At 37.0% G+C, this 24,225-nt stretch carries 19 protein-coding genes, 2 tRNA genes and 1 pseudogene; 20 read left to right on the top strand and 2 right to left on the bottom strand.

The genetic code is table 11. From position 1 onward, the window contains the following. Positions 1 to 109 precede the first annotated feature (109 nt). The 9 genes and pseudogenes from T529_RS0107325 (at position 110) to T529_RS0107365 (ending at position 10,011) form a co-directional block, all read left to right on the top strand. A complete protein-coding gene (locus T529_RS0107325) occupies positions 110 to 742 on the top strand; it encodes a flavodoxin family protein (RefSeq protein WP_033162963.1) in 633 nt (210 codons plus the stop codon). Positions 743 to 898: 156 nt separating this feature from the next. After that, a complete protein-coding gene (locus T529_RS0107330) occupies positions 899 to 1,375 on the top strand; it encodes a pyridoxamine 5'-phosphate oxidase family protein (protein ID WP_033162964.1) in 477 nt (158 codons plus the stop codon). A 178-nt stretch (positions 1,376 to 1,553) separates the two neighbouring features. Further along, positions 1,554 to 2,255, top strand: a pseudogene (locus T529_RS13670) (NifB/NifX family molybdenum-iron cluster-binding protein); the annotation flags it as partial. An 838-nt stretch (positions 2,256 to 3,093) separates the two neighbouring features. Then, positions 3,094 to 3,948 carry a MerR family transcriptional regulator gene (locus tag T529_RS0107340; protein WP_033162966.1) on the top strand — a complete coding sequence of 285 codons (855 nt, stop codon included), beginning with the start codon at positions 3,094 to 3,096 and terminating at the stop codon, positions 3,946 to 3,948. Between the two features lie 303 nt (positions 3,949 to 4,251). Continuing rightward, a complete protein-coding gene (locus tag T529_RS0107345; protein ID WP_202962278.1) occupies positions 4,252 to 4,905 on the top strand; it encodes an SIMPL domain-containing protein in 654 nt (217 codons plus the stop codon). A 423-nt stretch (positions 4,906 to 5,328) separates the two neighbouring features. Continuing rightward, positions 5,329 to 6,153, top strand: coding sequence for an MBL fold metallo-hydrolase (locus tag T529_RS0107350; protein WP_033162968.1), 825 nt, complete (start codon positions 5,329 to 5,331; stop codon positions 6,151 to 6,153). A gap of 398 nt (positions 6,154 to 6,551) precedes the next feature. Beyond that, positions 6,552 to 7,493: a helix-turn-helix domain-containing protein gene (locus tag T529_RS0107355; RefSeq protein ID WP_033162969.1), complete on the top strand. Its 942-nt coding sequence runs from the start codon at positions 6,552 to 6,554 to the stop codon at positions 7,491 to 7,493. 118 nt (positions 7,494 to 7,611) lie between these two features. Continuing rightward, positions 7,612 to 9,192 (top strand): ATP-binding cassette domain-containing protein, encoded by a 1,581-nt coding sequence (locus tag T529_RS0107360; RefSeq protein ID WP_033162970.1) that lies wholly within the window; start codon positions 7,612 to 7,614, stop codon positions 9,190 to 9,192. Positions 9,193 to 9,357: 165 nt separating this feature from the next. After that, positions 9,358 to 10,011 (top strand): YczE/YyaS/YitT family protein, encoded by a 654-nt coding sequence (locus tag T529_RS0107365; RefSeq protein ID WP_051646907.1) that lies wholly within the window; start codon positions 9,358 to 9,360, stop codon positions 10,009 to 10,011. A 6-nt stretch (positions 10,012 to 10,017) separates the two neighbouring features. Here T529_RS0107365 and T529_RS0107370 read toward each other — a convergent pair whose 3' ends face one another. After that, positions 10,018 to 10,926: a ribonuclease HIII gene (locus T529_RS0107370; RefSeq protein ID WP_033162971.1), complete on the bottom strand. Its 909-nt coding sequence runs from the start codon at positions 10,924 to 10,926 to the stop codon at positions 10,018 to 10,020. Positions 10,927 to 11,014: 88 nt separating this feature from the next. On the opposite strand from T529_RS0107370, the gene T529_RS0107375 reads away from it, so the two are divergent. The 7 genes from T529_RS0107375 (at position 11,015) to T529_RS0107405 (ending at position 17,866) form a co-directional block, all read left to right on the top strand. Beyond that, complete coding sequence (locus tag T529_RS0107375; RefSeq protein ID WP_033162972.1) at positions 11,015 to 11,818, top strand: CvpA family protein; 804 nt, start codon at positions 11,015 to 11,017, stop codon at positions 11,816 to 11,818. After that, a complete protein-coding gene (locus tag T529_RS0107380) occupies positions 11,818 to 14,115 on the top strand; it encodes an endonuclease MutS2 (RefSeq protein ID WP_051646908.1) in 2,298 nt (765 codons plus the stop codon). Before T529_RS0107375 ends, T529_RS0107380 begins: the two co-directional genes overlap by 1 nt. Next, positions 14,108 to 15,907, top strand: a complete 1,800-nt coding sequence (gene uvrC / locus T529_RS0107385) for an excinuclease ABC subunit UvrC (RefSeq protein WP_033162985.1) — start codon at positions 14,108 to 14,110, stop codon at positions 15,905 to 15,907. The genes T529_RS0107380 and uvrC overlap by 8 nt, the downstream gene beginning before the upstream one ends. A gap of 28 nt (positions 15,908 to 15,935) precedes the next feature. Next, the gene (locus T529_RS12580; protein ID WP_051646909.1) at positions 15,936 to 17,087 is read left to right on the top strand and encodes a M15 family metallopeptidase; all 1,152 of its coding nucleotides are present in this window, start codon (positions 15,936 to 15,938) and stop codon (positions 17,085 to 17,087) included. Next, the gene (locus tag T529_RS0107395; protein ID WP_033162973.1) at positions 17,084 to 17,551 is read left to right on the top strand and encodes a metallophosphoesterase family protein; all 468 of its coding nucleotides are present in this window, start codon (positions 17,084 to 17,086) and stop codon (positions 17,549 to 17,551) included. The genes T529_RS12580 and T529_RS0107395 overlap by 4 nt, the downstream gene beginning before the upstream one ends. Positions 17,552 to 17,602: 51 nt before the next feature. Then, positions 17,603 to 17,679, top strand: a tRNA-Arg gene (locus T529_RS0107400). Positions 17,680 to 17,789: 110 nt separating this feature from the next. After that, positions 17,790 to 17,866, top strand: a tRNA-Arg gene (locus tag T529_RS0107405). Positions 17,867 to 17,885: 19 nt separating this feature from the next. Here T529_RS0107405 and T529_RS0107410 read toward each other — a convergent pair. After that, the gene (locus tag T529_RS0107410; protein ID WP_033162974.1) at positions 17,886 to 18,386 is read right to left on the bottom strand and encodes a hypothetical protein; all 501 of its coding nucleotides are present in this window, start codon (positions 18,384 to 18,386) and stop codon (positions 17,886 to 17,888) included. Between the two features lie 157 nt (positions 18,387 to 18,543). On the opposite strand from T529_RS0107410, the gene T529_RS0107415 reads away from it, so the two are divergent. From T529_RS0107415 to T529_RS0107430, 4 genes are all read left to right on the top strand, one after another. Beyond that, a complete protein-coding gene (locus T529_RS0107415; RefSeq protein ID WP_033162975.1) occupies positions 18,544 to 20,241 on the top strand; it encodes a ribonuclease J in 1,698 nt (565 codons plus the stop codon). 67 nt (positions 20,242 to 20,308) lie between these two features. Next, positions 20,309 to 22,639, top strand: coding sequence for an FtsK/SpoIIIE family DNA translocase (locus tag T529_RS0107420; protein ID WP_033162976.1), 2,331 nt, complete (start codon positions 20,309 to 20,311; stop codon positions 22,637 to 22,639). Between the two features lie 137 nt (positions 22,640 to 22,776). Then, entirely contained in the window at positions 22,777 to 23,868 is a 1,092-nt protein-coding gene (locus tag T529_RS0107425; protein ID WP_033162977.1) for a BMP family lipoprotein, read from the top strand. Between the two features lie 144 nt (positions 23,869 to 24,012). Then, the coding region (locus T529_RS0107430; protein ID WP_033162978.1) for a transposase at positions 24,013 to 24,225 on the top strand (213 nt) is incomplete at its 3' end.

A 24,225-nucleotide genomic window follows, 5' to 3' on the forward strand; every position in this document is an offset into this window, starting at 1 on the left:
AAGATGAAATCGTTAGTACAGTTGAGCATGAGATTAAGCATGGAAATCTAGAAATGATGGCAGATATTAGAAGACATAAGAAAACGCTATAATTAAAGGTGATGATAAAATGAAAACAATTATATTAAATGCAAGTCCAAGAAAGAATCAGAATACCGCAAAGCTATTAAAATCAGCAGCAAAGGGTGCTTTAGATGCAGGTGGTGAAGTAGAATATTTTGATTTATACAGTTTGAAATTTACTGGCTGTAGAAGCTGTATGCTTTGTAAAAGGAAAAATGCTGAAAGATGTCATTGCTATTGGAAAGATGATTTATCATCCATTATCGATAAGGTCTTTAACGCAGATAACTTGATCATTGGCACTCCAATATATCTAGGAAGACCAACAAGCCAGTATTTTGCCTTTATGGAACGTCTGCATTTTTCATCATTGTCCTATGATGATTACAGTAATTACTTTACAGGCAGCGTAAATGTTGGCATGTTCGTAACAATGAATGCTACAGAAGATATTTATAACAAGTTATATAAAGATGAGTTTGAAAAATATAAAGAAGAATTCCAGATTCTCAATGGGAAAATAGTCTATTACCCTTGTTACAATACATTACAGGTAGCTGATTATTCGAAATTTAATATGAGCAGCTTTGATGAAAACAAAAAGAAGGCTTATCATGACAAACAATTTCCAAAAGATTTAGAAAAAGCATATCTTATTGGAAAAGAACTTGGCTTTTAATACAGGCTGCAATCACTATATGAAATAGAATAAATTCTACAAAAAAGACGGACTTTACAACCAACCTGTTCTTTCCAATCATGAGTAATAAACCTACTTTCAAAATGATTCACAATAAGATATGATATAGTTAACTTTGATTAGGAGAATAAAGCTATGTTTAGAGAAATGCTCAGAAAAAAACAACAGTTACCACAAGAGGAATGCATTGAAATTTTAAAAAAGCAATTACGCGGTGTATTGTCAGTAATTGGTGATGATGAATATCCATATGGCATGCCAATGAATCATTTCTATTGTGAGGAAGATGGCAAAATATATTTTCACGGCAGTAAGATGGGACATAAAATAGATGCCATGAAAAGACATAACAAGGCATCATTTTGTGTATATGACGAAGGTTTCAAGAGAGAAGGGGAATGGGCGCTTAATATTAAATCGGTTATCGTATTTGGAAAGATAGAGTTTATCGAAGATCGTGAAACAACATATAGAATTGCCGAAATGCTGAGTCATAAATTTACTAGCGATCAGGACTATATACAGCATGAAATCCAACATTCTGGACCGGGTACGCTATTGTTTGCATTAGTTCCAGAACATATGAGCGGGAAAATCGTAAATGAGTCTTGATGCTTCTAGTGCTTACATAAAAGCGACTACTCAAAATGAATGGCTATATATTACATGTAACTTAAATTTATGTATCATTATTATTACACCATTATTGACATATGGCAGATACATAAGTAGGTGATAGAATGGCAATACCAACAAAATGCAGAAGTATCTGTAAAAGCCCGCATTTGATTGCTTTTTACCAGCAGGAACTTCTTCTCAAGAAAAAACAACATTAACTCTCGATGAATATGAAGTTATTCGACTTATTGATTTAGAAAAATATACCCATGCTCAATGTGCCAAACACATGGCTATCTCTAGATCTAAAGTCACTGAAATCTATGAGAATGCACGTTATAAGATTGCTGATAGCATCGTCAAGAGTAAAACATTGTTGATTGCGGGAGGGCATTATCACTTATGTGATGGATCAATTTCTGGTATCTGCAACAAGACATGCAGAAGGTTTGTCAGTATGCAAGAAATAGAGCGAAAGGAAGATGTAGAAATGAGAATTGCAGTAACTTATGAGGACGGAATGATTTTTCAACATTTTGGTCATACACAGGAATTTAAGTTCTACGATGTTGAAGAAGGCAAAGTTGTAGAAAGCCAGGTCGTAAATACAAATGGTCAGGGTCATGGTGCACTTGCTGGACTTTTAGCGCAGAACAATGTTGATGTCCTGATTTGTGGAGGTATTGGCCCAGGTGCTCAAAACGCATTAAGCCAGGCTGGTATCCAGGTTTATGGCGGTGTATCCGGCTTAGCTGATCAGGCTGTTGATGCCTACTTAACTGGTTCCTTAGATTATAATCCTGATGCACATTGCAATCATCACGATCATGAACATAACTGTCATGGTGATCATCATGGTTGTCATAACAGCTAGACATTTATTTAATGCTAAGTAGGTCATGTCATTTATCTTTGTTTTAGAAGTTTGTTATGGTCAGATGCTTAAGAGAAAACAAGCACTTGACGCATTTCTCATGGCGATTTTACCAGCAAAAGTGTCGCCAACACATAAAGATCTTCCAATATGCATAAAATAGCGAAGAGGAAGATGTCAAAGAACATTGTTTATCATTCATCGTAGCGATGAGAAATGATGGCTTTGAAACAAAGAAACTGTATGCGCAAGGGAATGCTGAAGCATGATTTCAATTTATCAGAACAGGATTTATTGTTGTAATAGGCAATGAATTGTTTCGTATTTCCGTTTATAACATTAATCTTGCTTATGGCTTAAGGTGCAATTCTATCTTAAGCCTTTTCACATTAACATCATTTCATATATTACTAGCTATAACCGATAGATCTTACATTGAGAATATATTTGCGAACACTGTACTGTAGATTCGACCAGTTTCCTTGTCTTGAGGTAGGTGGAAATTATAGTTTTGATATTAAAGACAATAAGATGAACTTAAAAATAATCAGAAACTATGGTTCTCTCGTTTTTAACAAAAATCCAGAACACTCAAAATAAGTTAAGAAATATCACATAGGGAAATAAATATAGGGTAACAGATGAATATTGGTAAAGACAAATCGTATATCAATCAGTACATGAGGAGTAGGAATTTACAGTTGCGATACATAAGTCTAACATTTAAAAAGCGAATTGAATTGATTCTTTCAATACGCTTTTAGCTACTTTCAGTTTTGTAAAAACTATTGACTGAACCCTTAGGGGATGGCTTATAGTCTAAGTAGAGGTGAAGCTTATGTTTATCAATGAAGCTGCTAAATTGTCTAAAACGACTAAGAAAGCAATTGAATACTACTGTCATAAAGGACTGTTGAATCCAAAATTATCAGATAAGGGATATCGTCTTTTTACTGCTGAAGATGTTGAAGTGCTGAAGAAAGTTTCTCTTTTGCGAAGTCTTGGGGTAGCTGTTAAAGATATTCCAGAACTACTGAATGGAAATAATCAAGAAGCTTTTCAAAAAATCATTGAAGTTCAGTTATTTGATATTCAAAGAAGAAAAGAACAAAACGATCTTTTAAAAGAGTTGGCTGCATCAATGGACTGGGAAGCCGTAAGTCTCAAAGTAGCAGCAAAAGAATGCAAACAATCCGTCATAGAACGCTTGACAAAAGCTTTTCCAGGTTTCTGGGGAAAGTATCTGGCACTCCATTTTCAACAGTTCCTACAAGAACCCATTCAAACTACAGAACAAGAGAAGGCTTATCTTGAGATCTGTAACTATCTTGACAATGTTCAGTTTGAAATTCCAGATGAATTAGACGATTACATGGATACATTGAATACGCAAGACTGCCAGAAAATCTATTTAAATACAAGCACTGCACTGTCATATGCCATAGACAATCCAGAAAACTGGTTAGTGAATAATAAAGAAATTGTTGAACAATATCTTGAATTTCAGAAAACAGCTGAATATCAGAATTCAGATGGCGCCAAACTCAAGGAATTATTAAAGAAGTTCAATGAGGAGCAAAGCTATAACAGCTTTTTCATTCCGGCAATGAGAAAACTCAGTCCTGCTTATAATGAATACATTCAAAAGCTTCAAAAAGCAGATAAGGCCTTTTTACAACAATATCGAAAATAGACTAATTTCAGCATGTCTATTAGTACAAGCAGGCACTACAAGCATGTGCCTGCCTTTTTACGTTGAAGAGTGACTGTAACTCGGATTAGAAAATCATAATGGCCTTGTCCAGACATCATGAGCTCATTGAAGTCAAGACTAATATTATCAATAATTACTGAAATCAGCAGTATAAATCATATTTTTTTATTGTATGGATAGGTATAATAGTAACTGAGGAAAAATGATAAATTATAGGAAGAAGGGTATTTACATGACATCAAGAGATCAATATTCATTGCGTCAGAAAGGAGCAAATAAATCATGAGAACAATTCGAATTACAGGAAAAGGACAAATCAAAGTTAAGCCAGATATGACAAGGCTAACCATTACACTAGAAGACACTTACAGAGAATACAGCGAAACTCTCAAACATTCATCAGAAGCCACTAAGCAAATCAAGGATCTCTTTCTTGCGTTCGGTTTTGAGAAGAGCAGACTTAAGACCCTTTCATTCAATGTCGATACAGAATATAAAAACTATAGCGAGCACGATACCTACAAGCGTATCTTTGTCGGTTACAGCTATAGACAAGTTTTAAAAATCGAATTCGATTCTGACAACAAACTACTTGGTAAGATTCTCTATGCTCTCGCCAATTCTCCTCTCCATCCCGAATTCAGAATCAGTTATACTGTAAAGGATCCCGAAGCTGCAAAGAATAGACTTCTAAGCAAAGCCATGCAAGATGCTAAAAAGAAAGCTTTAGTACTTTCACAGGCAGCTGATGTAACACTCAAAGACATCCAAAGCATCGATTATTCCTTTGGTGAACTTGACCTTCAAATCAATTCTGTGCAGAACATGTTACCCTCAAAAGCAAGTGTTCCATCCATACAAGACTACCATATTGAAATCGAACCGGACGATATCGACGTAACTGATAGCGTGACTGTAATTTGGGAAATTGAATAAAGATAGCACAAAAAGAAGCAGACTAGACATTTGGAAAATATCAAAATAGAAATCACACTGTGCTCGATTATTATCGTAAATGAGAAACAGAAACCTAAGAAGATATTTCATCGGATTTCTTCCAATAAACATGAAAAACATTTTCTAGTTAAAACCATTCAGATCTATGTGATTTAATATTTTTTTGATTAGTCTTATAGCTATTTCACTCTTAAATTATTATCATAAAAGGCTGCCATAGGAATTTTATTTGAGGCTGTTATCTATTCTTTATACAGGGGGCTGTCCAAATATGTATGCGCTTATTGGAATATTTGTATTATGGATTATTTCAAAGATAAGGAAGGTCAGATAAATTCTTATTTATTGCTTATAAAAGATGATTAAATTATTAATAGAATGCGTTATGGGGTTGGAAAATATATGAGAATTGTTAATTTAATCGAAAATACAGAAGGGAAATCTAAGTGTTTATTTGAGCATGGCTTGTCCTTTTATATAGAGACAGAAAGTCATAAGGCTCTACTTGATCTCGGACAAACAGACAGTTCCCTCAGAAATGCTAAAAAACTTGGCATTAATCTGAATGAAGTAGACACAGTTGTGTTAAGCCATGGACATTACGATCACTCAGGAGGCATTATTCCATTTACTATGATTAACGATCATGCTGCCATCTATATGCAAAGTTTAGCTGGTGGCGACTTTTATGCATACGATGAAGATAACCGCTATAGATATATAGGTATAGACAAAGAGATTTTAATGCTTCCTCAATTGAGACTGCTTAAGGGTGACTATGTAATTGATGATGAACTAGAGCTTTTCACGATAAAAAACAGAACGCATCCGTTTCCATTCACAAATAAGCGCCTTCTTATCAAAACAGCTTGTGGTTTTGTACCAGATGATTTTTGTCATGAACACTTTCTTGTAGTAAAAGATAGAGAGCATACAATATTAATGTCTGGTTGCGCTCACAATGGAATACTGAGCATCCTTGATACTTATAGAGAGAAGTATGGCAATCTTCCGGATATTGTCATCAGTGGTTTTCATCTGATGGTAAAGCGTAACTATCGTGATAGTGAACTCCAGGAAGTCAGATTCATTGCAAAGGAACTAAAGAAATATCAAATAAAGTTCTATACCTGCCATTGTACAGGAATTCCTGCATTTGAAGAAATGAAGAAAATCATGGGTAATCAGCTTAAATATATACATTCCAGTGAACAAATCATTTTATAAAAGTCTATGACAAATTCCAATTAATCAATAATAAAAAAGTACTCATCAAAATATGATACTTTTAAAGTCTACAGCTCAATAGCTAAAATCTACTTTGGAAGTATTTTTCAGTAAGTGCCAAAACAGGATTTATTGTTGTAATAGGCAATGGATTGTTTCGTATTTCCGTTTATAACATTAATCTTGTTTATGGTTTAAGGTGCAATTCTATCTTAAGCCTTTTTTGTTATTTATGAATTGAAAAGCTTTTATTTTCAATCAGGAAAGCAATAATTTATAAAAAAAAACAAATATATATTTATTCCTTTTAAAACATCTAGTTTCCATGTATTTGATAAAATGATTAAGGAATAGGAATGGATTATGCTATGATTGTATCATGTAAGGGGAGTGAGATTATGAAGACTATTGATATTGGTGCATTATGTTATAGAGTTCGTAAAAGACGAGATATAAGTCAGGAAAAACTGATTTATGGAATATGTAAACAATCTGCTTATTCCAAGTTCGAAAAAAATGAAATATCTTTATCAAAAGATATGACTGAGCGCCTGCTTAAAAGATTAGGTTTATCTTCATCAAACTTTCTCTTTCTCATTTCTCAAAAAGATCATGAATATCAGGAATGGAAAAAGCATCTTATCCAGCTCATCAATGCGAAAGACTATGACAAAGCTTTCAAAGCATTACAATTACGAAAAGAAAAAGAGAATGATTTACAACATCAGTTTCACCTATTCATTCTAGGTTATCTGACGAATGACTTAAATATGATCCAACAAGCCCTTCTCATAACCTTGCCAAAGCTTAATCATATCTATCTTCCTGAAATGGCTTTATCAGCTGATGAAATGAAAATGCTTTTATACTATTGGAAAAAGGAAGGTCGAATATTACAAAATACAAATGTTATAAAGAACTGCATGGAATATACGGATCTGTACTATGTTGATGAAGAGAAGGCGAAACTATTTGACTATGAATTGGATATTATGAAACAGATCAAGATGGAAGAGAAAGATCAGCTCTTATATAGATACTTCAGTATGAAAAGAGATGCACTTTTTCATCAATATCACTTTCATCATGATGCTTTAAGCTTTGAAATCGCAAATAACTCTATGCCCCTCCACACTTATCTTTACAACAAAAGAATCGAAAAGAATATGACACAAGAAGAAATCAGTGAAAATATCTGTTCAGTTGTCACATATTCTCGCTTTGAAAATGGTAAGCAGGACATGAACAGCAATTCGATCAAACAGTTATTTCATAAACTGAATTTAGAATATGGCTATGTCTTATGCGATGATCACTGGCAGATTGATGATGTGTTATAAAAAATATACATGTAACGATATGTAAAGTACAAATATTCTTTGTTATGCTTTTGCTGAAAACAAAGAGTACTTGTACTTTTTTCGTAACATATGTTTAAAAGGAAATGAGGGATGATTGATGTGGAAATATATTAAGAAGAGATGGCGGGGTAATTTACTTGCTGTCATCCTGTTATGTAGCTATGTCACTTGTGCCTTTCTTGAAACATTCGTGCTTATGGATATTCTTGACATGATGACAAATCATGCACAATGGCACATGCTTGAAGGTAAGGTTTTCACCTTCATCATCATTTTAGCCTTAAGTGTTGTTGCATACTATGCTGGTAGCGTCACAAGGGCAAGAGTCCATGTAGCCATGAGGGATGATATGCGTACTTCATTGAATAAACAAATTGGGGCGTATACCTATCAGAAGTTTCGAAATAAAAACATCGCTGATTATATTGCCTGGTATAGCACAAATATTGAACAAATCAGTACTTTAGGTTTTTCATCATTCTTTTCAATCTGTACAACTATCTTTCAGACAGTTATTGCAGTGATTTCACTAGGTATGATTTATTGGAAGATGTCGATTTATAGCTTTGTCTTCATTGTCGTTTTGTACTTTCTTTCTGTCTGTACAAAGAAGTATATTATTCGTAAATCAAAGGAAAGAGTAGAGTCCAATGAAGTCTTTTTAGCTAAGCTTAATGATTTATTACAAGGCTTCTCAGTTCTTTACTGCTTCAAGAAGATGCCTTTATTTGAATACAAAATGCATGATGCAAGCACATATTATGAACAGAAGAATTATGATAATACGCTTGCTCAAATACGCGTCAATGCATTATTGCTTTCAGTTAATATCATCTTCCAAAGTACTTTTTTAATCATTGCGATATGGTGTGTCTTGCACAACTTTATGAAAGCTTCGGCAATCATAGGGATCTATAGCTTCCTGCCTAAAGTCTTCGATGGGATTACGAATACTGTACAATTAAAAAATGCCATGATTTCGACAAAACCTTATTTTGATCAGATGGAAGCACATGATGTCATGAAACCAATTCATCTCATTGATGAAAGTATCAATACCATTGAACTCAAGGATGTAAGCTATGCTTATGATCAAAAACAAGTCTTCGTTCATATGAATTATCAATTCCTAAAAGGAAAGAAGTATGCTGTTGTGGGAAAGAGTGGTTGTGGCAAGAGTACTTTATTAAAGATTATTGCTGGACTTTTATCTGATTATTCGGGTGCAATTGTCATTAATGGAAGACAAGTAGACCATAATACATCCATCCTGTCACAAATAGCCTATATTGATCAACAGCCCATTCTATTTGATGGCACGGTATTAGAGAATATTTGTCTATGGAACTCGCCTGATCAAAATCTCATTCCATCCGTATTAGAAGATAGCGGATTAAAAGATATCAATCATATCTTTAGTGATGGACTTGATACGATGATTTGTGAAGGGGGCAAAAACCTATCCGGTGGCCAGAAACAAAGAATAGCTATTGCGAGAGCATTATATGCAAAAAAGCAATTCTTGTTCATTGATGAAGGCACATCCGCACTAGATGAACCCACAAGAACAATGATTGAAAACAAACTACTTGAGCGAAAAGACCTAACCATTATTATGATTAGTCATCATCTCAATCAAGAAGAACAGGGAAGACTGGATGGTATAATCCATATGTAAAAGTAAATATAGGGCTTCATAAAACGATTCTCGTTTGATAATGAGAGTCGTTTTTATGATGAAACATCCCTTGATACTGACAAATAATGCAATCTTGGCCAAAGATGCATAAAGCACTATTACCTATTTATTTATAACATGTTAAAATAGCGCTGAGGTGTTGTCATGAACAAAGATATGATTAAAAGAATTCTTATTTATATTGCTGGTATTTTGATTCTAGCTCTTGGACTTGTCTTAAATGCAAAAACAGGACTAGGTGTTTCACCCATCCTGTCCGTATCCTTTGTCCTATCAAAAATCGTCCCGCTCACATTTGGGACATGCACAGCCATCATTTACTGTATATTAGTACTTATTCAGATTTTGCTTTATCGCAAGATCACCTTGGCCATTATCTTACAGCTGCCATTGTCCTATCTCTTTGGAATTCTTATTGACTTTTATAATATGCTGATTCCCATCAACAATCCTGCCTTTCCTTATGCCATCATCATGCTACTAGCGGCCATTGTCTTTACGGCAATAGGGGCCTTTTTAATGGTTTCTGTCCAGCTCATTGTCAATCCTGGAGATGGTTATGTGAATGCTTTTGCCATTGTGCTCAATAAGCCTTTTGGGAAAGTGAAGTTTGTCTTAGACCTGACACTTGTGTGTCTAAGTACGATAATTTCATTTGTTGTCTTAAAGCATCTTGTTGGGATAGGGCTAGGGACGATTGTTGCAGCGCTTATGACTGGTCCTGTCATTCATGCGCTTGATCGTCATTTTGGCTTAAGCATAGCGAACATTGTTATTGCATCAAAGACAAAAAGCTAGGAAATCCTAGCTTTTTTCTTTTAACATTGATTTAACTTTCTTTGTATCCGTAAAGTTAAGCTTAACGACTTTAGTCAGAATCTTTTCACCATATTTCTCTGCAATATTGACAACAACAGCATCCACATTACTACCTGATCCTCTTGCAAGCTTAATCTTCAAGCTCTTTGTCATCGATGCATAATAAGAGAGATAAGCATAACGAGAAATAATTTCTGCAGCTAGTACGGCAAGATATTGTTGATCAGCATGTTCTTCAAACATCAAATCTTTAACAACAATGACTTCATTCTTTAAGTAGTTGAAGTATGTCTTTGGCGAGATATAACGTTCAATAACCTTGAATTCAACATTCTTCTTTGCTTTCTGAAGAACATTGACTAAAGCCTGGTTGATTAAGCGTGCACGAATATTTGCTTGATTTAAGCCATTGTCAATCATCTTATTATAATGCGAGTTATCTAAGACGAGCAGGGAAGTAATGACCCTTTCTCTTAAAAGCTTTGCATAATCGACGACTTCTTGATTCGTTAAAGATTCAACGTCAGTAATGTTCAGGTTCTTAATGAATTCAATATTTTCTTCATCCACATAACATGCCACAACACAAAGTGGACCAATATAATCGTTTGAACCTGTTTCAGCAGCTCCGATATGATGATGGAGACATAAGGCATGAGATTCTTTCTCTTTTTCAATTTTCTTTGCTAGCTTCTTAGACCAATGGACAGCTTCATGAATGGCATTTTCACCCCTGAAGGTCGCGATAAGTTCATTGCTGACTTCAATATCACAGTCGATAGTCTGGGCTTTCAGTAAGAACTGTCCCTCTTCAAATGGAACCATCTGACTGTCATAGAACTTATTCATTTTTTTAAGCGTTGCTTGCGTTATCTTAAAGCTTATTGGTTCCATTTAATTCACCTCTTCATATATTTTATCACACGAATCAACATTTTGACAGTATAAATTTCATTTGCTATAATGTTGCGGGTGATTGCATATGAATTCTCAATTAATCGCAATTATGATTGATTTTATCATAACAATTTATTTCTTACTGATGTTTGCTAAAGGTGCTAAAGAGGGCTTTATCGTACGATTCTATGATATCGCAACAGCTCTGCTTGTTTTCATGCTTTCGTTCTACTTAACGCCAGCCTTCAGCAATCTTATTACTTTACATAATAGTGACAACAGTCCAGTCTATGAATTCATTGGACCTTTTATAAATCAGATCCTTATCTTTTTGATAATTCTCATCATCTTGCTTGTTGTCAGAAAGCTTCTGGGTTTATTATTAAAGCCAGTATTAACGCATTTAAGTGAAACGTTGCGATTAACAGCTTTGATTAACCGTTTTCTTGGAGCGATGGTAGGGATACTTGAAGCTTACCTGATTTCCGGCCTTATTTTAACGATGATCATTGTTCCATTTGTCAAAGATGGCAGGACTTATGTAAGTCAGGCTGTTATTGCCACAAAGATTGTCAACAGTTTCCCTGCTAATACAAGCAATCTGTCAAATCATATGAAGGATCAAAGCTTATTTTCTCAAGGTGCACATGCCAGCAGCAAGGAAGTGCTCGAAGGGATGCTGAATATGCTGACAGATAGCTACCAATACCATCTCATTTCTAAGACGCATGCCGCTAGCATTGTTGAAAAACAGCTTGGAAAGGATATTCTCCAATACCATCCAGCACTCACATCTAGCCGCAAACAAGTCCTAGTCGAAATACTTCAGGCAACATCCTACGATGATGCCCATAAAACACTCTTATTAGAAAATATAGGTGATGCATAATGATGAATAATAAACCTTTAGAATTCTCAAAGATTCTTGATCAGGTTGCTATGTACGCTCACAGCTCTTTAGCGACAAAGCGTGTTTTAGATCTTACTGCCTACAAAGATCTTGATGAACTTCATGATGAAATAAAACGTACGAATGAAGCAATGGATATCGCGCGTCTTTTAGGACGTCTTCCTATCAATGCCATGGATGATATCAGCGGCGCTATTAAACTTGCCAAAACAGATGCCATTCTTTCGCCAGAAGAACTCTATGCCATCTATCATGTCCTTGATAATGTCTCTCATCTTAAAAGCTATTTTGCAAGCTATGAAGGTGAGATTGTTGCACTGAGGGACTATGCTACGACATTAGAGGGTGATGAGCATTTAAAAAGTGAAATTGAACGCTGCATTCTTCCTGACTTCAGCATTGCTGATGATGCAAGTGCTGCTTTATTAAAAATTCGCAAAAGCATGCGCTCATTGACATCCTCGATTCGTAAAACAATGGAATCCTATCTCAAGACAAGTGGTGATGCATTATCACTAGATAACCTAACTAGCCGTAATGATCGTCTTGTTTTAGCGGTTAAAAATGACCATCGCTCAGAAATCAAAGGGCTTGTCCATGCCACAAGTGCCTCAGGCCAGACATTCTATATTGAGCCTGAACGTGTTGTTACAATGAACAATGAGCTCAATGATTTAAGAGCTGATGAACAAGAAGAAATACGTCGTATTCTCAAAACACTTAGTCGTTACGTGAAGCGTATCGCCATATCATTAAGTTATGACCTTGAACTTGTGACAGTGCTTGATTTTATCTTTGCGAAAGCTGAATATGGTAACTTCATTGATGGTATGATGCCTGATGTTGTTCAAAATGGAAATTTGAGCTTGCATCAAGCCCGCCACCCCCTTATTAATCCTGAGAAAGTTGTTGCCAATGACATTATTTTAAAACAAAAAGTCTTAATGATTACAGGAAGTAATACCGGTGGTAAAACCGTTACGCTTAAAACGGCAGGCTTGCTGTCTTTAATGGCAGAAGCTGGCTTACCTGTCAGTGCAACGAAGGCAACCATTCCTTTCTTTGATGAAATCTATGTAGATATGGGTGATGATCAGAGTATTGCAGAATCATTATCTACCTATTCATCCCATGTTAAAAAGCAAATTCAGTATTTGCATCTTGCCAGCAAGCATTCCCTTGTTCTTATTGATGAAATTGGGTCAGGTACTGATCCTCAGGAAGGTAGTGCCCTAGCCAAGGCCATGATAGATGCTTTTATACAAAAGGGATGTACACTCATCATCACAACGCACTATGGCAGCTTGAAGAATTATGGACAAGCCCATGATGATATTGCTCTTGCGTCGGTTGGCTTTAATATTGAAACAATGAAGCCAACATACAAGCTGAAGCTTGATACAATCGGTTCATCATATGCCTTTGAGATTGCAGAGAACTTAGGTATGGATGAAGCAATCATCAAAAAAGCCTTAGCTTATCAACAAGAGGATGAAAATGAAACAGAACGCCTGGCCAAGAAGCTTGCAATAAAAGAAGCGGAACTTAGTGAAAAAGAGGAATATCTCACAAAAACATTAGCTCAAGCTCAAGCTGATAAGCAATCCTATGAAAAGAAGCTTGCCGGTATTGAAAGACAAAGAGAAGCAACATTGGAACAAGCTAAAAAAGCATCCAATGCATTACTTGATGATACCAAAAAGATGATTGATGAAATTGTCAAGGAAGTGCGTGAAAAGGACAATATCAAAGATCATGAAGTTCTCAATGCCAAACATATGCTTGATGACCTAAAGTATGAAAAGAAACAAAAAGTCAAAGTACAGAACCATACATTTGTCGTTGGTGATCATGTCAAGATTGATTCCATGAACAGGGAAGGGGATATTAGCGAAGTGCTCAAGAATCACCAAGTTACTGTTCTTGTATCCGGTCTTGCCATCAAGCTCAAAGATACTGATATTACCTTCCTGCATCCAAAGACAAAAGTGCAGAAAGTGAAATCTGGTGGTCGTCCTAAGATGAAGAAAACAGGGCATTATGAAGTCAATATCATCGGCATGCGTTATCAGGAGGCAATGGATACAGTCGACAAGTTCATTGACGATGCCATTGTCCTAGGTTATCCAAGTGTACGTATCGTTCATGGCATGGGTACAGGTGTCTTACGTAATGGTGTAAGAAAAATGTTGAAGACAAATAAGAATGTCAAAGCATTCCGTGACGGTGGTCCTAATGAAGGTGGATTAGGCGCTACTGTTGTTGATCTTGAATAAAAATCTTGAATATATCAAGAAGAAACTTGCTTTACTTCCGCTTTCACCTGGCTGTTACCTCATGAAGAATAAAGAAGGAAAAATTATTTATGTAGGTAAGGCGCGAAAGTTAAAGAACCGTGTTTCTTCTTATTTTACGGGAGCTCATAACTACAAGACAACCAAGCTTGTCGAGAATATCTGGGATTTTGATTACATTGTGGTAGGAAGTGAAAAAGAAGCACTCCTGCTTGAAATCAATTTAATCAAGGATTATGCCCCAGAATATAATATCATGTTCATGGATGGGACATTCTATCCCTACATCCAGTTAACTGATGAAGAGCATCCCCGTTTAAAAATCGTAAGAAATGCTAAAGATAAAAAAGCGAAACATTTTGGACCATATCCAGATGCTGGTGCAGCAAGAAGCACCTTTAAGCTTCTCAATAAGCTCTTCCCACTTAGAAAATGCAACCATATTCCTAATAAGCCTTGCCTCTACTACTCATTAGGCCAGTGCTTAGGACCATGTATTCATGAAGGCTTAGAAGAGCAGGAAGCAGAAATAAGGAAAGAAGTCATCAGTTTCATGAATGGCCATACAAAAGAAAAGATTGATGAACTGACAAGCAAGATGGAAGAAGCTTCGGCTGCGCTTAACTTTGAACAGGCGCTTGAATATCGTGATCTCATTCAATCCATTCAATATGTCACAGGTAAACAATCTATTGATTCCAACAACAAAGAAAACAGAGATATTCTTGGATACTATATTGATAAAGGCTATATTTCTTTACAGCTCTTCTTCATGCGTTCAGGTAAGCTCTTGTCCCATGAATTTAATTTGGTGCCTGTATCTGATGACTATCAGGAAGACCTTGTTACCTTCCTTGTTTCTTATTATCAGGAAAATACGCCACCAAAAGAATTGCTTGTGCCAAATGACTTGGATATTGAACTGATCAGCCAGATTATTGAAACCAATATTCTTCAGCCCCAGCGTGGACAGAAGAAAGCCTTGGTGGATATGGCTATCAAGAATGCCAAGGAAGCCTTGGAAAAGAAATTCTTGCTGAAGCAACAAAATGAAGCGAAGACGATTGGTGCTATTGAGGAGTTAGGCAGACTCTTATCCATTCCAACACCCCATTATATTGAGCTCTACGATAACTCCAACATCCAGGGAGCTTATGCCGTGGCAGGGATGGTTGTCTTTAAGGATGGCAAACCAAGTAAGAAAGACTATCGCCGCTTTAAAATCAAGACAGTCGAAGGACCTGATGATTATGCCAGCATGAAAGAAGTCATCTATCGTCGCTATTATCGTCAGCTTGTAGAGGGTCAGAAGATGGCTGATATGATTATTGTCGATGGGGGACTTGGCCAGATCAAAGTTGCCAAAGAAGTCATTGAAAGCCTCCATGTTGACGTGCATATCTGCGGTCTTGCCAAAGATGACAAGCATTCAACCGCGATGCTTATTGATGGCAATGGTCAGCAGGTGGAAATCGACCCAAAAAGTCAGCTATTCTTCTTATTGACAAGAATGCAGGACGAAGTCCATAGATATGCCATTTCTTTCCACCGCCAAGTGAGAAGCAAATCACTCTTTGCTTCATTACTTGATGAAGTGGATGGAATAGGTGAGACAAGAAAACGTAAATTACTTAATAAATTCAAATCCGTAAAGAAAATGCGTGAAGCAAGTGTTGAAGAACTCGCTGAAGTTGTCCCTAAGAATGTCGCTGCTGATCTCTATGAAGTCCTGCATCGACAAGACACGCTTGACGTCAAAGACGATAATCAGTAAACTTTATGCTTAGGAGAGAGGTGATCCTATGAAAGATTGGCATGCAGCCTTTAAAGGGTGGCAACTATTTTTATTGGTTACACTTCTTTTTCTTGCGTCTTATTATGTTGTCAATCAGCGCTATGACAGATTCTATCGCATCAACGATATTAATAATGATAACAGAGCAATCATCGAGCAGTATTTAAGCAAAAAGGATCAGGAATACCTTGTTGAAAATCAGATATCCATAACCCATCTTTTAAATTATATGCCTTATTCAGGTTTTGATATCCACAACTATAAGTATTATGAGATTCTTATTGCCGATGGTGAATATAAGGGAAGTAATCTTGTCACAGTAGGGAATAAGCTTGTTAAAAAGCTTAATGATGAATTTAATTCAAACCAGGAAGAAATTGCTAAATATCTTGTTTCCAATAAACTTCTATCGGCTTATCTTGAAAAAGATAATTTTAACTATGATCATCGCAAAGATTACATTATCTTGAAAAAACTCTATAATGCCAACGGCTATGTTGATGACTTTGAAAGCTATCATTCAACACTTGCCAGCAGGGGATTCAAAGATGCAGAGATATCTCAGTTCTTCCAGACGGCTACAAAGTACTATTCGCAAGATTCGCTAAAAATACTCATGACAAGGGCAAGTGATCAAAATACAGTACTTGTTGATAACCCTTCTAAGAATACACTCACGCTAAGTGACAATCAGTTCATTGGTTCCTATGTACCATCCAACCTTGTCTTAATTGAAGGTATCCAAAGAAGTCATTATGATATGTATCTCAAGAAAGATGCTTATGAAGCTTTGCGTACTATGCTTAAAGATATGGGCAAGCTCAGCGATGACCTTGTCGTCCATAAAGCCTATGTGCCTTATGAAAGCGAAACGAATCTTCCAGGCTACAACGAATTCCAGCTTGGCAATACGATCAGCTTTACCCATTTAGATCTTGGCTATAATAACTTTGCCCAGAGTCAGCAGGCCGCCTGGCTTGAAGCGAATGCCTATAAATACGGCTTTGTGATTCGTTATGACCATGATAAGGCAAGTATTACAAATCATACTTATGATGCTCATATTTATCGCTATGTTGGAAAAGATGTAGCAAATAAGCTTCATGAGAATAAACAATCATTAGAAGAATACAATATACAGAATGAGGAAAAGAAATGAAAAAACTCGTAATTATGTCAGATAATCATGGTGACATGAATATCATGAGCGATATTCGCGTATTAGAACCTGATGCAGATCTCTATATTCATTGTGGCGATTCAGAAGCGTCCCATAAGATGCAATTAGAAGGATTTGTATGTGTTGCCGGAAACAATGACTGGGGTTTAGATTTACCTCGCTTTGCGAAGTTAAAGGTTGAAGGTGTTTCAATACTCATCACACACGGGCAGTTCTATGGCTATTTTGACCGCGAAAAGCATATGATCAAGGACTTAAAGAAACACGGCTGTACGCTTATGTTCTCTGGTCATACCCATATGCCTTCAATTAAGAGTGAGGGTAAATATACCTTCATCAATCCTGGCAGCACTTCATGGCCAAGGGGAGGCAGCAAGCGCTCTTACGCGGTTGTAACCCTTGATGATGGTCAGATTACCAGTGCTGAAATCAAAGAACTGTAATTAATTATTGACATTAACGGGATATATGGTATTATAAATCCCGTTGAAGTTGTCGACGTAGCTCAGCTGGATAGAGCACACGCCTTCTAAGCGTGCGGTCGCGGGTTCGAATCCCTCCGTCGACGCCATCTTTTATAGATATCATTGGATATCTTTTTTTATGAATTTTTCAAAGAAAAACATATTTCTTCTTGCATTCTTAGCATTATTTATGTATTATGGAATAGCACTAAGAAATGTCGACGTAGCTCAGCTGGATAGAGCACACGCCTTCTAAGCGTGCGGTCGCGGGTTCGAATCCCTCCGTCGACGCCATCTTAAAAAGAAGCCTCGGTTAATCCCGAGGTTTTTTCATATCATATTCTACAAATAACACAAATGCTGATAAACCAGTCACTTCAAACAAGCCATTGAATTGTCCACAAAAGAAGAAGATTGCAGACAACATGGCAATGACAAACATTAGGTAGCCTCGCTCAATCATGGCCTTATGATAATTCACCATACTTTGTCGATCAATCATACGAATGACTATACCAATCGCAAACAGTGAACCTAATGATGTAAAAAAGATATGCGCATGTTCATATAAAAGATTATCCGTATAAGGAATAAGAATGCCCACAAAGAGGCAAAGGGCACAGGCATAGACCAATCCCTGCAAGATATGATCATGATTATGAAGTTTGTAGATATAATAGAAAGCTAAGGCTACGATAAAAACAATCATCAGATAATGATACTCAGGAAGCAAAGCTGTATGGGTCATATTTCCATTGATGAAATCAACACGCGTAGAGAGAAAGAGGGCAGCAATGATAAAGATTATCCCCATAAATAAATCACCTCTTAGCCATTATAATACTGATATGCCCCTTGTGATAGGGGTGCGTATTCTCTTATTTTAATGATGAGTTCGATTGTTATCAAAATGCCTTTGTGTTATCATGTACCTAGCAAATACAAGCATTTTATAAGAAAGGATTTTATGAATGAAAAACGAAACTGTAAATATTTTGCCTATTGGCGGACAGGCTGAAAATGGCAAGAGCATGTACTGTGTTGAAGTTGGCCAGAAGATTTTCATAATAGATGCAGGATATCGTTTTCCCGACCTTGATAAACTAGGCGTGGATATCGTTATTCCTAGCTTTGATTATTTGATTTCGAGAAAGGAAGACATCGCAGCAATTATCATCACACATGCCCATGATGATGCCATGGCAGCCTTACCATACTTACTCAATGCCATTCCAGGCATTCCAGTCTATGCACCATCGCTGACAGCTGATTTGATTGAGCAGATGGTAGAACGTTTTGAAAGACACCGTCGTGTTGACTTAAAGCTAGCCATTAAACGTGTTAAACGTAATGGCTATGCCATCATTGAAGGCACAAGAGTTGAATTCTTCCCTGTCACGCATTCTATTCCAGGAGCGATTGGTGTAGCGATTGATACACCTCAGGGCTATATTGTCTATGGTGGCGAATTTATTATTGACTTTGGTGCACCGGATGGATTTAAAGCCGACTTACAAAAGATGATGGAAATTGGCAAGAAGGGCGTTCTTGTCTTGATGGCTGAATCTTCCTATGCTAGAAAATCAGGCTATACTTCACCAAAGCATAAGCTGACCGATAAGATTGAAGGCTTATTTGAAGAAGCAACGGGACGTATCATTATTACATCCTATGCTCAAAATGTCTTTAGAACAAAGGAAATCATTGAACTGACAAAGAAATATCATCGTCGTATCGTCTTCTATGGACGTGATAAATATGATAAAACGAATTCTATTTTACGCTTTTCACAGAATATGCGTGAACCTGTTATTTCTGTTCCAGAACGTAATCTAGGCAAGAAAGAAAACTTGGGTAATGCCCGCAAAGACCGTAACTATGTTGTCTTGTTAAGTGGTGCCCCTCATAATATTTATAATGATATTCTCGATGTCGTTGATGGCGGCGATGATCTCTTAAAGATTCGTGAAGGTGACACATTCATTCTCGCCTCACCAGTCTTACCAGGGACAGAAAAGATTGCCAACAAATGCTTCAACGATCTCTACAAGACAGATGCCAAGGTTGCCATCTTGAAAAACAAGCAGCTATTCTCAATGCATGCAAGCGAGGAAGACCTCAAAGTCCTTATTCAGTTCTTCAAGCCTAAATATTATTTACCAATCAAAGGTGAATATCAAAACTTTGTCGCAAATGCGGCAGTTGCGAGAAGCATGAATATCAGAGATGATCATATCATCATTCTCGATAACGGCGAACGTGTAGGCTTTGAAAAAGGCAAGCTTAATGCTAATCGTGAAGTCATTGAAGTTGAAGACGTCATGGTTGATGGTGCTGGTATTGGAGATGTTGGAGATAAGGTTATTGATGATCGTATTCAGCTATCCAACGATGGTATTGTTGTTGTTGGTGTAACAATCGATAAGAATACAAAAGAAATCATCTCCCAGACAGATTGTCAGACAAGAGGCTTTGTCTATCTTAAAGATTCAGCACATGTCATCAAGCATGTTATTGAGCTATGCGAACAAGCTGTTGGCAAGCTTAAGGATCATCCTGATACAGATGTCCAGGAAATTCGTAATGCGATGCGTGATGCAAGTATGCGTTATATCACAAAAGAAACAGGCAAAAAGCCAGTCTTTATTGGCGTTATTATTGAAGTCTAAGCAAGGGTAAACCTTGCTTTTACTTTGAATGAGGAATTTGCTATAATGCAAAGGATGGAGGGGCAGTATGGCTAAGAAAAAAAAGAAAAAAGTAGTAAAAAAGAATGAAGCACTCACTCCCCTTAAGATTCGTATCTTGAATCTTATCGTGATTTTCTTCATTGTTATTACGTTAGGACATCTAGGCTTTGTAGGAAAAGGTTTATTTAATGGGCTAAGTTATTTATTTGGCCCAATTATGACATATATAGGATTAAGTCTTATAGGACTTGGCTTGATCAATAGTTTTATTAAAGGAGAAGTGGTCAATCCTACTTCACCAGAGGCAGTAGGAACATATATGATGTATGTAGCTGTTCTCATTTTCCTTTGTTTTTCAAAAGAGGGGCAGGGGGTACATCTCATCGGGAAATATATTGCTGGCAAGATGAGCTTTAAAGGCGGACTTCTGGGAATTGTACTTTATGGTGGACTCAGTGAGCTCTTTGATGCCTTAGGTGCACTCATTGCTGCAATCATCATTTTTTCGATTGGCTTTATCATGGTTGGTACAAAACTTTATCTGCGCTATAAGCAATATCGTGATGAACATCCCTTACCTGAAAGAAAAGAAAAACCAATCGAGCCAAAAGTTATTAATCATCAAGATGATCAAGTAATCAATAAAGTCTATGTCAAAAAGAAGGGACCTAAGTTCTTTGATTTTCTTGGTGACAAAGAAGAGGAATTGCCTTTATTCCCTGATGAAGTCTTTGAAGATAGGAAGAAAGAGGTTCCTCTTGAGCCAGAAATCACAAGTGCTTTCGCCTTTAATGATCAGACAGAAAGGCTCGATATAGTAGACAAAAAGCCTCAAAAGACGAAGCAGCAAGAAAAGAAGGAACCTGTTGTTGATGTGCCAATGCCAAGTCATGCAACATCTCTTGCCCATTACCAATTGCCACCAGTAACGCTCTTAAATCCAATCAAGCGTACAAAAAGCAGCAATGAAGAAATGCATAATGCAAAAGCAACCGCAGCAACGCTTGAAGAGTTACTAAAGCAGTTTGGTGTCAATGCTCATGTCGAGGAGCTTCATATCGGTCCGACTGTCACAAAATATGAATTGCGTCTTGAAATTGGTACGCGTGTCAACAAGATTCTCTCCCTGCAGGATGATATTCAGCTTGCCTTAGCTGCTAAAGAAATCCGTATAGAGGCGCCAATTCCAGGCAAGCCCTATGTCGGCATTGAAATTCCAAATAAAACACCCGCCATGGTGCCTTTCAATGAAGTCTTCCAGCTATCAAAGAAAGATCCAACATACAATAATGTTCTTGCGGTACCACTTGGCAAAGATATTGAAGGAAACATTGTTACTGCTGAATTGAACAAGATGCCTCACTTATTAATAGCCGGGGCAACTGGTTCAGGTAAATCCGTCTGTGTGAATGTCATTATTACATCTCTACTGATGAAAGCAACACCGGAGCAAGTCCGTTTAATTCTAGTCGATCCTAAGAAAGTTGAACTTTCGAACTACAATGGTGTTCCCCATCTTCTTGCACCAGTTGTCACTGATGCCAAGAAAGCAGCTGGCGTATTGCAGGAAGTTGTCAAGGAAATGGAAAGACGCTATGAAGTCTTTGCCGAAAACAATCAGCGTAATATGACAAACTACAATGAATATGCAAAGAAATTCAATCGGACTGCAAAAGAAGAAGAACAAAAAGAAATCATGCCTTATATTGTTGTGATTCTTGATGAAGTTGCCGACTTGATGATGGTTGCGAGTAAGACGGTCGAAGATTGTATTATGCGTATCTCACAGATGGCTCGTGCTGCTGGTATTCATATGATTGTGGCAACCCAAAGACCTTCAACAAATATCATTACTGGTGTCATCAAGGCGAACATTCCTTCGCGTATTGCTTTTGCCGTTTCTAGTTCCGTTGATTCAAGAACCATTCTTGATAGCGGTGGGGCGGAGAAACTGCTAGGCAAAGGGGATATGCTTTTTAGCCCAATGAATGCATCAAGTGCGACACGTGTTCAGGGGGCATTTGTCGATGATAGTGAAGTAGCGCGTGTTGTTGAATATGCCTCTAGCCAGATGGATGCCACATATGAAGATAAATATGTCAACGCTAAGGAAGCCAGCAATGAAAAAGGCAGTAGCAGTGAGGATGATGATCCCTATGCAGACTTTGATGATGAGTATGAAGAATGTCGTGATTTTGTCATTCAGGAACAGCGTGCAAGTACTTCACTCTTGCAAAGACGTTTCCGTATCGGCTACAACAAAGCAGCAAGAATCATGGACCAGCTTGAAGAGAATGGTGTCATTGGTCCACAGATTGGTTCAAAGCCTAGAGAAGTCTACATTCGTTCCTATAGTGAAGAACCTCTTGAAGAGTAACCATGCTTACTCTTCTTTTTTTGATGTCAACATTACACCAAAAATAAAAATTATATTAAAAACACATGAATTTTCTTTTAAATGCTGCTTGTGGGTGATATTATAATTATAGATTTATTTAAGGAGGAAAGCGGAAAATGAAAAAGCTAATGGCATCATTACTAGTTGCTTCAATGGCATTAGTAGGATGTGGTGGTTCAGGAAGCAAATCAAAACCTGAAATCGCCTTGATCACTGATGCGGGAGGAATCAATGATAAGTCATTCAACCAGTCTGCATGGGAAGCAGTCAAGGAGTATGGCGAAAAGAATGGAAAGGGATACAAGTATTACAAGCCTGCAAACTTCGATACAGCAGGTTACAAAGCTCAGATCAAGAATGCAAAAGATAACGGAGCTAAAGTCATTGTATTACCTGGCTACAAATTTGCAGCAGCTATGGGCGAATTTCAGAACGATGAAAAGTATAAAGATATTCACTTTGTCTTAATTGACTTCCAGCCACAGGATGCAAAAGGTAACAACGTTGAACCAAAGAGCAATGTTTATGCCGCTACATTCAAGGAATTCCAGCCTGGTTATTTAGCTGGTTATGCAGCTGTAAAAGACGGCTACACAAAATTAGGTTTCATGGGTGGTATCGCATTACCTGCAGTTATTAACTACGGCTATGGTTATTTACAGGGTGCAAACGATGCTGCTAAAGCAATGAACAAAACTGTTGATGTTAAGTATTATTACACTGGTTCATTCAATGAATCACCAGAAATCAAGACTAAAGCTACTGGTTGGTATAACGGTGGCACTGAAGTCATCTTCTCTTGTGGTGGTCAGATTTGTAACTCTATCTTTGCAGCTGCAAAAGAAACAAACAAGAAGGTTATCGGTGTTGACTCTGACCAGAAGAGCCAGTCTGAAACAGTTATTACTTCAGCTATGAAAAATGTCAAGAAAGTTGTCAAAGATGAAATCAAGGCAAGCTATGATGGCAAGTTCGAAGGTGGCGTTCACTTACTTGAAGCAAAAGATGGTGACGTTGGATTATCTCCAGACTTCTCAAGATTCAAGAACTTCAAGAAAGCTGATTACGATGAAGTCTTCAAGAAAGTATCTGACGGCTCAATCAAGATCGTATCTTATGCTGATGTTGACGCTAACGCTAAGGGCGATCCTAATACAGCTAACTTAAAGTCTGTATTAACAAACGTTACTGTAGATTATCAGAAATAAGATGACTGAGAGATGAGCTATGCTCATCTCTTCAGACTGTTGACAATCAAATGATTGTGGACAGTCTTTTTTGTATGGAGAATAGAAATATCAAGATGATACTTCATATATGGTATAATATATGCATGAAGGAGCTGATGTGGCATGGCTAAGAATAAGACTGAACAGAAGCAACAGTACATGATCTGTGCACTGCTTGATGACCTGGTCCCAGAGGACCACCTGGTAAGAAAACTTGATAGATATGTAGACTGGAGTTTTATCTATGATATCTGTGATCCGCTATATTCAAATAGAGGAACCAATAGAGTCGATCCTGTAGTCCTGTTCAAGATGATGTTCATCAATATAATTTTT

The sequence above is a fragment of the Sharpea azabuensis DSM 18934 genome, from assembly GCF_000702165.1.
GTDB lineage: Bacteria > Bacillota_I > Bacilli_A > Erysipelotrichales > Coprobacillaceae > Sharpea > Sharpea azabuensis.